We start from the raw sequence: 16415 nt of genomic DNA on the forward strand, positions 1-16415 counted from the left end.
ATTGCCCGCGTGCTGCACAACGACCCGGCCACCGGGGTGATGCGCCACGCCGACGCGGGGTACGACATCGCCATTGACTGCGCCAACGAGCAGGGTTTGAACCTGCCGATGATTAACGGCTAAGCCGTATGTTGATGACGCGCGTGCGCAGGCGTGGATGCGTCCCCCTGCGAGCACGTCAGCCCACAATAAAAACGTCATTTATCAACACGCGTGAAGGAGTATTAACGTGCTTGAGTTAAACCTGATTCCCGGCCAATTGAGCCTTGCCCAGCTGCGTGACATTTATCAGCAGCCAGTGGCCCTCACGCTGGATGAAAGCGCATCGGCGCAGATCGATGCCAGTGTTGCGTGTGTTGAACAGATCCTTGCGCAAAACCGTACCACCTACGGTATCAACACCGGTTTCGGGCTCTTGGCATCGACGAAAATCGCCAGTGATGACCTCGAAAACCTTCAGCGTTCTCTGGTGTTGTCCCACGCTGCGGGGATTGGCGAGCCGATCAGTGACGACCTGGTGCGCTTGATCATGGTGCTCAAGGTCAATAGCCTGAGTCGCGGCTTCTCGGGTATTCGCCGCGTGGTGATCAACGCATTGATCGCCCTGATCAACGCCGAGGTGTATCCGCACATTCCGCTCAAGGGATCCGTGGGTGCATCGGGCGACCTGGCGCCATTGGCGCACATGTCGCTGGTGCTGCTGGGCGAAGGCAAGGCGCGCTACAAAGGTGAGTGGCTGGACGCACGCACTGCCTTGAAACAGGCCGGTCTGGAGCCGCTGACGCTCGCTGCCAAAGAAGGGCTGGCGTTGCTCAATGGTACGCAAGTGTCCACCGCATTTGCGTTACGCGGCTTGTTTGAAGGCGAAGACCTGTTTGCCGCTGCCATGGCCTGTGGCGGCCTGACGGTTGAAGCGGTGTTGGGTTCACGCTCGCCGTTCGACCCGCGCATTCACGCAGCGCGTGGCCAGCGTGGGCAAATAGATGCAGCAGCCATTTATCGCGACCTGCTGGGTGAAAGCAGCGAAGTGTCGCTGTCCCACAAGAACTGCGACAAGGTCCAGGACCCGTACTCGCTGCGCTGTCAGCCGCAGGTCATGGGCGCTTGCCTGACCCAGTTCCGTCAGGCGGCCGAAGTGCTGGGCATCGAAGCCAATGCGGTTTCGGATAACCCGCTGGTGTTCGCCGAGCAGGGCGACGTGATTTCCGGGGGTAATTTCCATGCCGAGCCCGTGGCCATGGCTGCCGACAACATGGCGCTGGCCATCGCTGAAATTGGCTCGCTGAGCGAGCGTCGCATCTCGCTGATGATGGACAAGCACATGTCGCAATTGCCGCCGTTCCTGGTGGCCAATGGCGGGGTCAACTCCGGTTTTATGATTGCTCAAGTGACCGCCGCCGCGTTGGCCAGCGAGAACAAGGCGTTGTCCCACCCCCACAGTGTCGATAGCATTCCGACGTCGGCCAATCAGGAAGACCACGTGTCTATGGCTCCTGCTGCGGGCAAGCGTTTGTGGGAAATGGCTGAAAACGTGCGCGGTGTATTGGCTGTTGAGTGGCTGGCGGCCTGTCAGGGGCTCGACTTGCGCGATGGCCTGAAAACCTCTCCGAAGCTGGAAATCGCACGCACCACGTTGCGTGAAAAAGTGGCGTTCTATGAAAAAGACCGTTTCTTCGCCCCTGACATTGATGCAGCCATGCAATTGCTGGCGTCGCGTTGCCTGAACGCGCTGGTGCCTGCGCGGATTCTGCCAAGCCTGTAATCACGTCGCCGCAGAGGGCGTTTAGCCCTCTGTGCGGTGGTGTGCGCCGACAAAAATAATTAAGGACGCGCGAAATGCACAAGCAAGCTCAAGGTTTGAAGCGCGGGCTGACGGCTCGCCACATCCGTTTCATGGCGCTGGGTTCAGCGATCGGGACGGGTTTGTTTTACGGTTCGGCGGCGGCCATTCAGATGGCCGGCCCAGCGGTTTTGCTGGCGTACCTGATAGGTGGCGCGGCCGTGTTCATGGTTATGCGCGCATTGGGCGAAATGGCCGTGCGCGATCCGGTTTCAGGGTCGTTTGGCCATTACGCCAGTACTTATTTGGGACCGATGTCGGGGTTTATCCTTGGCTGGACCTACGCATTTGAAATGATCATCGTGTGCCTGGCCGACATCACGGCGTTCGGCATTTACATGGGGTTCTGGTTCCCCGACGTGGCGCGCTGGATCTGGGTGCTGGGCATCGTGCTGCTGATTGGCGGCCTGAACCTGTGCAGCGTCAAAGTCTTTGGTGAGATGGAGTTTTGGCTGTCGCTGCTCAAGGTTGCCGCTATCGTCGCGATGATCCTGGCCGGTTTCGGCATCATGCTGTTTGGCATCGGCAGCGCGGGCAGTGCAGACGCCGCAGCTACCGGGATCAGCAATTTGTGGTCGTTCGGCGGGTTTATGCCCAACGGCGTAGGCGGGTTGATTGCCTCGTTTGCCGTGGTGATGTTTGCCTTTGGCGGTATTGAAATCATTGGCATCACAGCTGGCGAGGCCAAAGACCCGCAACGTGTCATCCCGAAAGCCATCAATGCTGTGCCGTTGCGTATTTTGCTGTTCTACGTGCTGACCCTGTTCGTGCTGATGGCCATTTACCCTTGGACGCAGATCGGCAGCCAGGGCAGCCCGTTTGTACAAATTTTCGACAGCCTGGGCATCAGCTCGGCAGCGACGATCCTGAACATTGTGGTGATTACAGCGGCGGTGTCGGCAATCAACAGTGACATCTTCGGGGCGGGTCGCATGATGTTTGGCCTGGCCCAGCAAGGCCAGGCACCCAAAGGCTTCGCGCAGATCTCGCGCCATGGCGTGCCGTGGATGACTGTGCTGGTGATGGGTGTGACGTTGCTGGCCGGTGTGGTGCTGAACTACCTGATCCCGGAAGACATCTTCCTGGTGATTGCCTCGATTGCGACGTTCGCCACGGTGTGGGTGTGGCTGATGATTCTGGTCACGCAAATCGCCATGCGCCGCTCGATGACGGCCGAAGAAGTGGCACAGCTCAAGTTCCCGGTGCCGTTCTGGCCGTATGCTCCAATCGCGGCCACCGTGTTTATGGTGTTTATCTTCGGCGTGTTGGGCTATTTCCCTGACACCCGTGCGGCACTGATTGTGGGCGCAGTCTGGATTGCATTCCTGGTCGTGGCGTACCGGTTGTGGGTAAAACCGTTGGCTGCGCATGCGGTCAAACCCCAGCCTGAGTTGTCCTGATCCCAACGATTAACTGCGGAGTGAGTGAATGAAAACGCTTTGGCAACACTGCAATGTCGCAACCATGGCCGGTGGTGCGTACTCGATCATTGAGGACGCAGCCATTGTTACCTGTGAAGGCTTCATTGAGTGGATCGGCCCTCGGTTGCACGCTCCGCAAGGTGCGTACAGTCACACCTATGGCCTAGAAGGTGCGTGGGTGACACCGGGGCTGATCGATTGCCACACGCACACGGTGTTTGGCGGTAACCGCAGCGGCGAGTTCGAACAGCGCCTGCAAGGCGTGAGTTATGCCGAAATTGCGGCAGCAGGGGGCGGAATCGCCAGCACTGTGCGTGCAACCCGTGCAGCCAGCGAGGAGGAATTGTTCGCCAGCGCACGTCAGCGGCTGATGTGTTTATTGCGCGAAGGGGTGACCAGCGTCGAAATCAAATCCGGCTACGGCTTAAGCCTTGAAAGCGAGCGCAAAATCTTGCGGGTGATTCGCCGCCTGGGCCAAACGCTGCCGGTCACGGTACGCAGCACCTGTCTGGCGGCGCATGCGTTACCGCCGGAGTTCAAGGACCGCGCGGACGACTACATTGACCTGATCTGTAATGAAATGCTGCCCGCGTTGGCGGCCGAAGGGTTGGTGGACGCGGTGGATGCGTTCTGTGAATACCTGGCGTTTTCCCCGGCGCAGGTGGAGCGTGTGTTCAAGGTTGCGCAGGCCTTGGGATTGCCGGTCAAGCTGCATGCAGAGCAACTGTCGTCGCTGCACGGTTCCAGCCTTGCAGCACGTTATCAGGCGTTGTCGGCGGATCATCTGGAGTTCATGACCGAAGAAGACGCCATGGCCATGGCCGCGTCCGGTACGGTCGCGGTGCTGCTGCCGGGTGCGTTTTATTTCCTGCGTGAAACCCAGCTGCCGCCGATGGAAGCTCTGCGCAAGCACGGTGTGAGCATCGCCATTGCCAGCGACCTCAACCCCGGCACCTCGCCTGCGTTGTCATTGCGTTTGATGATGAACATGGCCTGCACGCTGTTTCGCATGACGCCTGAAGAAGCGTTGGCCGGCGTCACGTTGCACGCGGCCACGGCGCTGGGCATGGGCGAGACCCATGGTTCGCTGGAACCGGGAAAAGTGGCCGATTTCGTGGCCTGGAACATTGATCGTCCGGCGGATCTGGCGTACTGGCTGGGTGGCGATCTGGACAAACGTGTCGTGCGCAACGGCGCCGACGTAGTGCTTTAGGAGAAAGGCGTGTGGAGAAGGTTCTGACATTCAAACAAGGCCGCGTGCCATTGCTGATCAGCATGCCCCACGCGGGGCTGTGCCTGATGCCTGCGGTCCAGGCCGGGTTGATCCCCGAGGCGCTCAGCCTGCCGGACACGGACTGGCACATCCCCAAGCTCTATGAGTTTGCAACCGAGCTGGGGGCCAGCACGCTGGCGGCCGAGTATTCGCGTTTCGTGATTGACCTCAACCGCCCGCAGGACGATGCGCCGATGTACGTTGGCGCGACCACGGGTTTGTTTCCGGACACGCTGTTTACCGGAGTGCCGTTGTTTCGCGAAGGGCTGGCGCCTTCAAAGACAGAGCGGGCCACGTACCTTGAGCAGATCTGGAAGCCCTATCACCAGACCTTGCAGCAAGAGCTGGCGCGGCTGAAGGACGAGTTTGGCTATGCATTGCTGTTTGATGCGCACTCGATCCGTTCATTTATCCCGCACTTGTTTGACGGCAAACTGCCGGATTTCAACCTGGGAACATTTAATGGCGCCAGTTGTGATCCGCAACTGGCCAGCGATCTGGAAGCAATTTGCGCGCAGCACCCTCAATACAGCCATGTGCTGAACGGGCGCTTCAAGGGAGGGCACATCACCCGCCATTACGGGAACCCGGCTGCCAACATTCATGCCGTGCAACTGGAGTTGGCCCAGAGTACGTATATGGAGGAGTTTGAACCGTTTGATTACCGCGAAGATCTGGCGAAGCCCACGCAGGTGGTGCTGAGGCAATTGCTGGAGCGGATTATTGCGTGGGGACAGGCGCGCTATGGGCGTGCCTGAATTCACAGGGCCTCAGCCACAAGCATCAGGAAGATAGACGGGGTTGGGGAGCGCGGCAGGGAAACGCCGCTGATCTTCAACCCTTGTTTCTATAAGGACATGCTCATTGCCGCGAATCGGGTTTATGATGCCGGACGGCAACATTTTTGAAGTCCCCCCAGGGATGACCTCAACCCCATGGAGTGCGCAATGCAGACCTTGTTCCCGCAGATCAAACCCTACGCCCGGCACGATCTGGCTGTCGATGAGCCGCATGTTCTTTATGTCGATGAAAGCGGCACGCCAGATGGCCTGCCGGTGGTCTTCATCCATGGGGGCCCGGGCTCGGGCTGCGATGCCAACAGTCGTTGTTATTTCGACCCCAACAAGTACCGCATCATCACGTTCGACCAGCGCGGGTGCGGGCGCTCCACACCGCACGCCAGCCTTGAAAACAACACCACGTGGGATTTGGTCGCCGACATGGAGCGTATTCGCTCGCATCTGGGGATCGACAAATGGGTGCTGTTCGGTGGTTCGTGGGGCTCTACGCTGGCACTTGCCTACGCCCAAAGCCACCCGGACCGAGTGCATGGGCTGATTCTGCGCGGAATCTTTCTGGCCCGGCCACAAGAAATTGAATGGTTCTACCAGGCAGGGGCTAGCCGACTGTTTCCCGATTATTGGGAAGACTACCTGGCGCCTATCCCTGAAGACGAACGCCATGATTTGCTCTCGGCTTATTACAAGCGCCTGACCGGCAATGATCAGATCGCGCAACTGCACACCGCCAAAGCCTGGTCGACATGGGAAGGGCGCACGGCCACCCTGCGGCCCAATCCGCAGGTAGTAGACCGTTTTTGTGAGACCCAGCGCGCGTTGTCGATTGCGCGCATTGAATGCCATTACTTCACCAACAACGCCTTCCTTGAACCCAACCAACTGATTCGCGACATGCACAAAATCGCGCATTTGCCCGGTGTGATCGTGCATGGCCGTTATGACGTGATCTGCCCGCTGGATAACGCATGGGCGCTGCACCAGGCCTGGCCGGACAGCGAGCTGCAAATCATCCGCGAAGCAGGGCATTCGGCCACTGAACCTGGTATTACCGATGCACTGGTCAGGGCCACCGATGAGATGGCGCGTCGTTTGCTCAACCTGCAACCGGATGAAGCATGAAGGGGCTTTTACAACGGGTTACCGGCGCGCGGGTTGACGTGGCGGGGGAGACAGTCGGTTCGATTGATCAGGGTTTGATGGTGCTGGTGGCCGTCGAACCCGGCGACACCGAGGCCAATGCCGCCAAGCTGTTGCACAAGCTGCTCAATTACCGCGTGTTCAGCGATGCCGAAGGCAAAATGAACCTGTCACTGATGGATATCGGTGGCGGTTTGCTGCTGGTGTCTCAGTTCACACTGGCCGCCGACACCAAAAGCGGGCTGCGGCCGAGTTTCTCTACGGCCGCGCCGCCAGGCCTGGCCGAGTCGTTGTTTAACCACCTGCTGGACGAAGCAAAGCGGTTGCACACGAACGTGGCATCAGGACAATTTGGTGCCGATATGCAGGTCCATTTGGTCAATGATGGCCCTGTGACATTTCTGCTACAAACCTAAAACCCTGAAAAAACGCGTTTTCGTCAGAAAACAGGGTTTTTTAAGCACAAATACTTGCTGACACTAGATGCGTTGTAACGCGGCCTACTAGATAATCGCGCGCTACACAGAGACTAATCCGATGCGTTCGGGGAATCATTCATTCCTTTGAAGGTCGGAACAGTGCTCGCCAACCCGGCATTCAATCGCTGGCGGTTGGTTTCATCATCTGTATTCGGCGAGGTTTGCTCGTGATTGTTAGTCCCTTTAATGCACCAAAAAAGTCTGCCAAGCGGTTACGCAACGCACTGGTGACGGGCTCTGCGCTCTTTTGCTTGTTCGGTGCGGGTCAACTGTGGGCATTCAGTCTGGATGACGTGGCGGCGGAGGCTAAAACCCTCGCCGAGCAGAAGTACCAGGCTCCGCGCAGCAATCTGCCTAACGAATTCCGCGACATGAAGTTCGCGGACTACCAGAAGATTCGTTTCCGCAACGAGAAAGCGCAGTGGGCTGACGACAAAACGCCTTTCAAATTGTCGTTCTATCACCAGGGCATGCATTTCGACACACCGGTGAAAATCAACGAAGTCACCGCCACCAAGGTGGAAGAGATCAAGTACGACGCCAGTCGTTTCGATTTCGGCGATGTGCAATTTGACCCTAAAGCCACCGAGAACCTCGGTTGGGCAGGCTTCCGTGTCCTTTATCCACTGAACAAAGCCGATAAGCAGGACGAAGTCCTGACCATGCTCGGCGCCAGTTATTTCCGTGTTGTCGGTAAGGACCAAACCTACGGCCTGTCGGCCCGTGGTCTGGCGATCGACACGGCCTTGCCGTCCGGCGAAGAATTTCCGCGTTTCACCGAGTTCTGGATTGAACGCCCGAAAGCCGGTGACAAGCACTTGGTGATTTTCGCCCTGCTGGATTCGCCACGTGCGACCGGCGCATATCGCTTCACACTGCGCCCGGGTGTCGACACGGTGGTCGACGTCAAAGCGCAAATGTTCCTGCGTGACAAAGTCGGCAAGCTGGGCATCGCTCCGTTGACCAGCATGTACCTGTTCGGCGCCAATCAGCCGTCGAAGGTCCTCAACTACCGCCGCGAACTGCATGACTCGTCGGGTCTGGCCATTCATGCCGGTAACGGTGAGTGGATCTGGCGTCCGCTGAACAACCCGAAACATTTGTCGGTGAGCAACTTCTCGGTTGAAAACCCGCTGGGCTTTGGCCTGCTGCAACGCGGCCGTGATTTCAGCCATTACGAAGACCTTGACGACAACTACCACAAGCGTCCAAGTGCCTGGATCGAGCCACAGGGTGACTGGGGCAAAGGTACGGTGGACCTGGTCGAAATTCCGACCGCTGACGAGACCAACGACAACATCGTTGCTTTCTGGAGCCCGGAAACCCAGCCTGAGCCGCTCAAGCCTTTCGATTTCGCCTATCGCCTGCACTGGACGATGGACGAAGCCGCCCTGCACCCTAAAGACAGCGCCTGGGCCCAGCAAACGCTGCGTTCGACCGGTGACGTCAAGCAGTCCAACCTGATCCGTCAACCGGACGGCAGCGTGGCGTACCTGATCGACTTCGAAGGCCCGTCCCTTGAGAAGCTGCCTGCAGACGCCGCCGTACGCAGTCAAGTCAGCGTGGGCGACAACGCCGAGCTGGTGGAAAACAACCTGCGCTACAACCCGGAAACCAAGGGCTGGCGTTTGACGCTGCGCCTGAAGGTCAAAGACCCGGGCAAATCCACCGAGCTGCGTGCCGCGCTGGTCAAAGACGAAGAGCCTGCCCCGGCGGCTCCGTTGACCAAGGCTGAAAAAGCCGCCGCCAAGGCTCAGGAAAAGAAAGACCAGCAAAAAGCCAAAGACGCCAAAGCGCCTGCGGCCGAGGCTGCCCCTGCCACCCCAGCGCCAGTCAAGACTGAAAAGGTTTTGACCGAGACCTGGAGCTACCAGTTGCCAGCCGATGAGTAATGCTCAAGCACAGTCAGTCTCGCTCAGCGAGTACCTGGCGCACCTTCCGCTGAGCGATGAGCAGCGCGCCGAACTGGCGAACTGCGCATCCTTCGAGGAGTTGCATGAGCGCCTCTCGGCCCGTCCTGACGCGAACACCGCCGAGGCCGCTCAGGCGTCGGTGGGTTCGCGCTTGAAGCTCAGCACGGCTCAAGCCCTGGAAGACGCCGAAATGCTCGGCGTCGATGCCAGTGGCCGGGTCATGCTCAAGGCCACGCCGCCGATTCGTCGTACCAAAGTGGTGCCCGAGCCGTGGCGCACCAACATTCTGGTCCGTGGCTGGCGGCGTCTGACCGGGCGCAGCAACCCACCCGCACCGCCGAAAGATGAACGCGTGTTGCCCAAGGCGCGCTGGCGTACGGTGGGGTCTATCCGCCGTTATATCTTGCTGATCCTGATGCTCGGCCAGACCATCGTCGCTGGCTGGTACATGAAAGGCATCATGCCGTACCAGGGCTGGTCGTTTGTCGATCTGGACGAAGTGATTCATCAGCCGTTGCTGCAAACCGCGCAACAGGTGCTGCCGTATGCGCTGCAAACCAGCATCCTGATTCTGTTCGGGATTCTGTTTTGCTGGGTGTCGGCGGGTTTCTGGACGGCCCTGATGGGTTTTCTGGAACTGTTGACCGGTCATGACAAGTACCGCATCTCGGGCGCCAGCGCCGGCAATGAGCCGATCCCGCAAGACGCCCGCACCGCCTTGGTCATGCCGATCTGTAACGAAGACGTGACCCGCGTGTTTGCCGGTTTGCGTGCGACCTACGAATCAGTGGCGGCCACCGGTGACCTGGACCGTTTCGATTTCTTCGTCCTCAGTGACAGTAACGACCCCGACATCTGCGTGGCTGAACAGCAAGCCTGGCTTGACGTGTGCCGCGAGACCGAAGGCTTCGGGCGGATTTTCTATCGCCGTCGCCGTCGCCGTGTGAAACGTAAAAGCGGCAACCTCGACGACTTCTGCCGTCGCTGGGGCGGCGATTACAAGTACATGGTGGTGCTCGACGCGGACAGCGTGATGAGCGGCGAATGCCTGACCAGCCTGGTGCGCTTGATGGAAGCCACGCCGGACGCGGGCATCATTCAGACCGCGCCACGGGCGTCGGGCATGGACACGCTGTATGCGCGCATGCAGCAGTTCGCCACGCGGGTCTACGGCCCTCTGTTTACGGCCGGTCTGCACTTTTGGCAGTTGGGTGAATCCCACTACTGGGGCCACAACGCCATCATCCGCATGAAGCCTTTTATCGAGCATTGCGCCCTCGCGCCATTGCCGGGTAAAGGCGCGTTTGCGGGTGCGATTCTGTCCCACGACTTTGTTGAAGCCGCGTTGATGCGCCGTGCGGGTTGGGGCGTGTGGATTGCCTACGACTTGCCGGGCAGTTATGAAGAATTGCCGCCGAACTTGCTGGACGAACTCAAGCGCGACCGTCGCTGGTGCCACGGTAACTTGATGAATTTCCGTCTGTTCCTGGTCAAAGGCATGCACCCGGTTCACCGGGCCGTGTTTCTGACGGGCGTGATGTCATACCTGTCGGCGCCGCTGTGGTTCTTCTTCTTGCTGCTGTCGACAGCGTTGTTGGCGGTCAACACGCTGATGGAACCGCAGTACTTTATGGAGCCGCGTCAGTTGTATCCGTTGTGGCCTCAATGGCACCCGGAAAAAGCCGTGGCGTTGTTCTCGACCACCATCGTGCTGCTGTTTTTGCCCAAGTTGCTGAGCATCATCCTGATCTGGGCCAAAGGCGCGAAGCAGTTTGGCGGCAAGTTCAAAGTCACGCTGTCGATGCTTCTGGAGATGTTGTTCTCCATGCTGCTGGCGCCGGTGCGCATGATCTTCCACACCCGTTTCGTATTGGCCGCTTTCTTGGGCTGGGCCGCGACGTGGAACTCGCCACAACGTGACGATGACTCTACGCCCTGGAGCGAAGCCGTGCGCCGCCATGGTCCGCAAACCCTGCTGGGTGCGGCCTGGGCAGCGTTGGTGTTGTGGTTGAACCCGAGCTTCCTGTGGTGGCTGGTGCCGATTGTGGGCTCGTTGATGTTGTCGATTCCGGTGTCGGTGATTTCCAGCCGGGTGAAGCTGGGCCTCAAGTCCCGTGACGCCAGCCTGTTCCTGATCCCTGAGGAATATGCGCCGCCCCGTGAATTGTCGGCCACCGCCGAATACACCCACGAAAATCGTTACCACGCGTTGCACGACGGGTTTATCCGTTCCGTGGTGGACCCGCAGCAGAACGCGTTGGCTTGTGCACTGGCGACCTCGCGTCACCGTCAGGCCGAACCGATTGAGTGGTTGCGTGCCGAGCGGGTGCGTCATGCCTTGAAAGTGGGGCCTGGCGGGCTTAACAACAACGAGCGCATGGCGCTGCTGAGCGACCCTGTTGCTCTGGCACGCTTGCACGCGTTGGTGTGGGACGAAGGCCACGAAGACTGGCTCAATGCCTGGCGCGAGTCGATCGCCGCCGACCCTCATGCGCCGCTGTTGCCGTTACAACCGGCCGCCTGATGCAGACAAACCCCACTTCGGTGGGGTTTTTTTTGGTTATCGCACAGGCCATGGCGCTATGTTCAACAGCAATCGCGGATATATATCCCGATGCGCACAACGCTTTTCTTACGCAAAACCTTTGTGCTCCCTCTGCTCTGAGTTAGCATCCGTCTCCGAGTGGGCGAATGCCCGGCTGTGTTGGCTTTGAGTATCGGGCCCGCCGTTGGCCAACGCCTTTTTTAAGTAGTTTCCGGGGAGTTGATGATGAAGAAGTTTCTGTCGAAACTGATGTTCGGTGTCACTGCACTACTGGCGGTCAGCGCAGCCCACGCAGGCGCTATTGATGATGCGGTCAAACGCGGTACGTTGAAGGTGGGCATGGACCCGACTTACATGCCGTTCGAAATGACCAACAAACGCGGTCAGATCATTGGTTTCGAAGTCGACTTGCTCAAAGCCATGGCCAAGTCCATGGGCGTCAAGCTGGAGCTGGTTTCCACCGGCTATGACGGCATTATCCCGGCGTTGATGACCAATAAGTTCGACATGATCGGCAGCGGCATGACCCTGACTCAGGAGCGCAACCTGCGCCTGAACTTCAGCGAACCCTTCATCGTGGTCGGTCAGACCCTGCTGATCCGCAAGGAACTGGCTGACAAGGTCAAGAGCTACAAAGACCTCAACGATCCGCAATACCGCCTGACCTCGAAGTTGGGCACCACGGGCGAAATGATCGCCAAAAAGCTGATGTCCAAGGCCCAGTATCACGGCTATGACAATGAGCCTGAAGGTGTGCTGGACGTGGTTAACGGCAAGGCCGATGCCTTTGTTTACGACGCCCCTTACAACGTGGTGGCCGTTAACAAGTTCGGTGACGGCAAACTGGTGTTCCTCGATCAGCCCTTCACCTACGAGCCGTTGGCCTTCGGCCTGAAGAAAGGCGACTACGACAGCATCAACTTCATTAATAACTTCCTGCACCAGATCCACGAAGACGGCACCTACGATCGTATCCATGACAAGTGGTTCAAAGACACCACTTGGCTCAAGGACATGGAATAAACGCGGTCTCCTGTAGTCGCTGCCCAAGGCTGCGATAAGGCCCGAGGGCCTTCTGACACCTGGGCTGGCGCGCAGCCCATCGCAGCATGCGGCAGCGACTTCACACAGTCTGCCGCGCTGACCTCGACGGAAATATTGCAACGTGATCAAACAAAAAAAAGCACAGTGGCCCTGGCATGTGTTGACCGTGCTGGTGCTTATCGGCCTGGCTGGCGCGCTGTATTACGCCACCTCGCTGATGTCCTACGAGTGGCGCTGGAACCGAGTCCCGCAGTACTTCGTCTATCAGGCGGAGGAAGCTCAGCGGGCAGCTGAAACCTCGACGGTGATTGAACTGGTACGCAAAGGCGATCAGGCCGAAGTGGTCTTGCGCGCCGACGATGGCACCGAACAACGCCTGACGGTGGCCGATAACAGCGTGCAACTGGCTGAGGGCGACGACGTTGCCGAAGGCGATGTGATTGGCGTCACCCGACATTGGGCCGCTGGCCCTTTGCTGCTGGGGTTGTGGACCACGGTGTGGTTGTCGCTGGTCTCGGGGGTGCTGGGGCTGATCATTGGCCTGACCACCGGCCTGTGCAGGCTGTCGAATAACCCGACCCTGCGCGACCTGTCGACGCTGTATGTCGAGCTGGTACGTGGTACGCCACTGCTGGTGCAGATTTTCATCTTCTACTTCTTCATCGGCACCGTACTCAACCTGTCCCGCGAGTTCGCCGGGATTGCAGCGCTGTCGCTGTTCACGGGCGCGTACGTGGCTGAAATCATACGTTCTGGCGTGCAGTCCATTGCCCGCGGGCAAAACGAAGCGGCGCGTTCATTGGGGCTCAATGCCACCCAGTCGATGCGTTACGTGGTGTTGCCGCAAGCCTTTAAACGCGTGCTGCCTCCGCTGGCCGGGCAGTTCATCAGCCTGGTCAAGGACACTTCGCTGGTGTCGGTGATCGCGATTACCGAGCTGCTCAAGAGCGGGCGCGAAGTCATTACCACCTCGTTCTCGCCGTTCGAGATTTTGTTCTGTGTGGCGGGCCTGTACCTGTTGATCAACCTGCCGCTGTCCAACCTGGCCAGCCGTCTTGAGCGGAGGCTCGCGCAAAGTGATTGAAGTCCGCGAACTGGTAAAAGTCTTCGACACCCGTGGGCAGATTGTCCACGCGGTGGATAACGTCAGCACCACGGTCGCCAAGGGCGAAGTGCTGGTGGTGATTGGCCCGTCCGGGTCGGGCAAGTCGACGTTTTTGCGGTGCTTGAATGGCCTGGAAGATTTCGACTCGGGCTCGGTCAGCATTGACGGGGTCGACCTCGCCAACCCCAAAACCGACGTAAATGCTTACCGCCGAGAAGTCGGCATGGTGTTTCAGCATTTCAACCTGTTTCCACACATGACCGTGCTTGAAAACTTGTGCCTGGCACAGAAAGTCGTGCGTAAGCGGGGCAAGGTCGAGCGCGAAGCCAAGGCCCGTGCACTGCTGGAAAAGGTCGGTATCGGCCAGAAAGCCAATGAATACCCGTCGCGCCTCTCGGGTGGGCAGCAGCAACGGGTGGCGATTGCCCGGGCGCTGGCGATGGAACCCAAGGTTATGCTGTTTGACGAGCCCACCTCGGCGCTCGACCCGGAGATGGTAGGCGAAGTGCTGGACGTGATGAAAACCTTGGCGTTGGAAGGCATGACCATGGTCTGCGTGACCCACGAAATGGGCTTTGCCCGGGAAGTGGCGAACCGCGTGCTGTTCTTTGACCATGGCAAGTTGCTGGAAGATTCTGCCCCGGAGGACTTCTTCAATTCGCCAAAAGACCTGCGTGCCCAAGCGTTTTTGCGGCAGGTGCTGTAAGTACACGTTGCCCTCTGCCCGTGACAGCGGCAGAGGGCAAGCGGCCTACACTTTGAAACGGCCCACCAACCCTTGCAAATGCGTGCCCAGTCGCGCCAATTCAATGCTCGAAGCAGCCGTTTCCTCACTGGCTGCCGAGGTCTGCTCTGACACGTCGCGCACGTTCAAGACGCTGCGGTTGATCTCCTCGGCCACTGCACTTTGCTGCTCGGCCGCTGCGGCGATCTGCTGGTTCATGCCTTGAATCGTCGAGACCGTACGTGTGATGTTGCCCAGCGACTCACCCGCGCGGCGGGTCAGCTCGACACTGCTGTCGGTCAGGCTGCGGCTGCTGTCCATGCTATTGGCGACTTGCAAGGTGCCACTTTGCAGGCCCGCAATCAGTTCTTCGATTTCTTCGGTTGATTGCTGGGTGCGTTGCGCCAGGCTGCGCACTTCATCGGCCACCACGGCAAAACCGCGTCCCGCTTCGCCCGCCCGGGCCGCCTCAATGGCTGCGTTGAGGGCCAGCAAGTTGGTTTGCTGGGCCACCGATTTGATCACGTCCAGCACGCTGCCGATCTTGTCGCTTTCGCGTTTGAGGTGGCCCATGGCCTCGGTGGAGTGACCGACTTCAATCGCCAGTCTCTCGATCTGGGCGATGGCTTCTCCCACCACCTTGTCACCTTCACGCGCCTGTTGATCGGCGGCAACAGCGGCTTCTGATGCCTCTTCGGCATTGCGCGCTACTTCCTGCACGGTAGCGGCCATTTCATGCATCGCGGTGGCCACTTGATCGGTTTCGACCTTTTGGCTGTTGACCCCGGCGCTGGTCTGTTCGGTGACGGCGGACAGTTCCTCGGCCGCACTGGCGATTTGCGTCACGCCATCGGTAATGCCGCTGATCAACTCCCGCAGGCCCACGGTCATGCGCTGAACGGCGCGTTGCAACTGGCCCATTTCGTCGCGACGCGGTGTGTCGTAGTTGTGTGTCAGGTCGCCTGCGGCCACGCGCTCTACGGTTTCCAGGGTCTGGCGTAGCGGAATCACAATCTGGCGCGTGATGCTCCAGGCCGCGATAGCACCCAGTAGCAGCGCCAGCACGGTGCAGCCGAACAACAGGTTTTTCGCGTGCTGGCTGTCACTGTCGCGCTTGGCAGTTTGCATGCCCGAGAGTTGCTTGCTCAAGTCGATCAGCGTGTTGCCCAGAGCGTGCATGCGCTCGAGCACTTGAGTATTGGCGACCTGAGCGTCACGGAAGCTGGCAACGGCCGCGCGGTAACTTTGCAGCGACTGGCTGGCCTGTTGCAGGTTGGCGATGTGTTCGCCTGGAAGCCGCGCGGGCAGGCTGTCGATTTCTTTGAGGGCGTTGTCGATTGCGTCCAGCGCCGGTTGTTCGGCCTCCGGTTTTGCGCTGTAGGTGTAACCGCGCACTTGGAAACGGGCTTGTTGCAGCAGTCTGCTCAGTTCAACCACGCTGTTGAACTGCGCCACGCTGTCGCCTTGCAGCAGGGCTTTTTCGATGTCTGCCACTTTGGCTACCGCGTTGTCAGCGGTCGCTCCCAGCTGGGTTCGGCTGTTCTCGCGCGCCTGGGTGGCCTGGGTGATGTCAGCCACGGCGCGGCGATAGTCAGCCACGGCTGCCAATTGCTGTTGCACCAGTTCGATATCTGCTGGCTGCGTCAGTTGCCGACGCGACGTCTCCAATGCGTCGTCCAGCCCGGCCAGGCTGGCGTTGAGTTCGCCAGGGCCATGTTCGCCCCTGTCTCGCTCGTAATCCAGCCGCGCGATGCGCAAGTCTTTGGTCAGCGCGATGATTTTAGAAATATTCGCCAGCTTATCGCCGCGGTCGATCACAGACACCAGACCGTTCCAGCCTGTGGCGGTAATCAGCAGCGTCAATAGCAACACCAGGCCGAAGCCCAGACTGAGTTTACGATTGACGCTGACATTGCCTAGCGTGTGGGCTAACCAACGGTACATGGCGCAGCTCCTTTTTTTTGACCGACTCGACTCCATAAGAGGCTGTCCCATGTATCGCGGTCTTTTTATTGGTTATCAGGCCATCGGCGCCGCGCCCCATAACTGAAGGCGCAGTTGCTCAGAGTGTGATGGACATCGCAGGCTTTATGCCATCACGCAGTGTAGTTGCTGCCGAACAGCAGCGAGGTTG

Annotated in this window: 13 protein-coding genes and 1 pseudogene; 12 read left to right on the top strand and 2 right to left on the bottom strand. The window is 59.2% G+C overall.

Annotated features, from left to right (window positions below):
• From HBN61_RS11055 to HBN61_RS11110, 12 genes are all read left to right on the top strand, one after another.
• The coding region (locus HBN61_RS11055; protein WP_170046775.1) for a urocanase-related protein at window positions 1–123 on the top strand (123 nt) is incomplete at its 5' end.
• 106 nt (window positions 124–229) lie between these two features.
• A complete protein-coding gene (gene hutH / locus HBN61_RS11060; protein ID WP_094993724.1) occupies window positions 230–1762 on the top strand; it encodes a histidine ammonia-lyase in 1533 nt (510 codons plus the stop codon).
• 74 nt (window positions 1763–1836) lie between these two features.
• Window positions 1837–3240, top strand: a complete 1404-nt coding sequence (gene hutT, locus HBN61_RS11065) for an L-histidine transporter HutT (protein WP_094993723.1) — start codon at window positions 1837–1839, stop codon at window positions 3238–3240.
• A 28-nt stretch (window positions 3241–3268) separates the two neighbouring features.
• Window positions 3269–4474 (top strand): imidazolonepropionase, encoded by a 1206-nt coding sequence (hutI, locus tag HBN61_RS11070; RefSeq protein WP_094993722.1) that lies wholly within the window; start codon window positions 3269–3271, stop codon window positions 4472–4474.
• An 11-nt stretch (window positions 4475–4485) separates the two neighbouring features.
• Window positions 4486–5292 (top strand): N-formylglutamate deformylase, encoded by an 807-nt coding sequence (hutG, locus tag HBN61_RS11075; protein ID WP_170046776.1) that lies wholly within the window; start codon window positions 4486–4488, stop codon window positions 5290–5292.
• 189 nt (window positions 5293–5481) lie between these two features.
• Window positions 5482–6453 (top strand): prolyl aminopeptidase, encoded by a 972-nt coding sequence (gene pip / locus HBN61_RS11080; RefSeq protein ID WP_094993720.1) that lies wholly within the window; start codon window positions 5482–5484, stop codon window positions 6451–6453.
• Window positions 6450–6887 carry a D-aminoacyl-tRNA deacylase gene (gene dtd, locus HBN61_RS11085; protein WP_094993719.1) on the top strand — a complete coding sequence of 146 codons (438 nt, stop codon included), beginning with the start codon at window positions 6450–6452 and terminating at the stop codon, window positions 6885–6887. Before pip ends, dtd begins: the two co-directional genes overlap by 4 nt.
• Before the next feature lie 287 nt (window positions 6888–7174).
• Complete coding sequence (locus tag HBN61_RS11090; protein WP_169965917.1) at window positions 7175–8842, top strand: glucan biosynthesis protein G; 1668 nt, start codon at window positions 7175–7177, stop codon at window positions 8840–8842.
• On the top strand, window positions 8835–11387 hold the full coding sequence (gene mdoH / locus HBN61_RS11095) for a glucans biosynthesis glucosyltransferase MdoH (protein WP_169965824.1): 2553 nt from the start codon (window positions 8835–8837) through the stop codon (window positions 11385–11387). The genes HBN61_RS11090 and mdoH overlap by 8 nt, the downstream gene beginning before the upstream one ends.
• A gap of 246 nt (window positions 11388–11633) precedes the next feature.
• Window positions 11634–12431 (top strand): transporter substrate-binding domain-containing protein, encoded by a 798-nt coding sequence (locus HBN61_RS11100; RefSeq protein WP_094993717.1) that lies wholly within the window; start codon window positions 11634–11636, stop codon window positions 12429–12431.
• A 145-nt stretch (window positions 12432–12576) separates the two neighbouring features.
• Window positions 12577–13536, top strand: coding sequence for an amino acid ABC transporter permease (locus HBN61_RS11105; protein ID WP_524539073.1), 960 nt, complete (start codon window positions 12577–12579; stop codon window positions 13534–13536).
• The gene (locus HBN61_RS11110; protein ID WP_170046777.1) at window positions 13529–14263 is read left to right on the top strand and encodes an ATP-binding cassette domain-containing protein; all 735 of its coding nucleotides are present in this window, start codon (window positions 13529–13531) and stop codon (window positions 14261–14263) included. The genes HBN61_RS11105 and HBN61_RS11110 overlap by 8 nt, the downstream gene beginning before the upstream one ends.
• A 45-nt stretch (window positions 14264–14308) precedes the next feature.
• On the opposite strand, the gene HBN61_RS22960 is transcribed toward HBN61_RS11110, so the two are convergent.
• Window positions 14309–15172 carry a methyl-accepting chemotaxis protein gene (locus HBN61_RS22960; protein ID WP_524539074.1) on the bottom strand — a complete coding sequence of 288 codons (864 nt, stop codon included), beginning with the start codon at window positions 15170–15172 and terminating at the stop codon, window positions 14309–14311.
• Window positions 15167–16276, bottom strand: a pseudogene (locus HBN61_RS22965) (methyl-accepting chemotaxis protein); the annotation flags it as partial. The pseudogene HBN61_RS22965 and the gene HBN61_RS22960, both read right to left, overlap by 6 nt.
• Window positions 16277–16415: the final 139 nt, after the last annotated feature.

This window comes from Pseudomonas sp. WS 5071, assembly GCF_012985765.1.
GTDB lineage: Bacteria > Pseudomonadota > Gammaproteobacteria > Pseudomonadales > Pseudomonadaceae > Aquipseudomonas > Aquipseudomonas lundensis_A.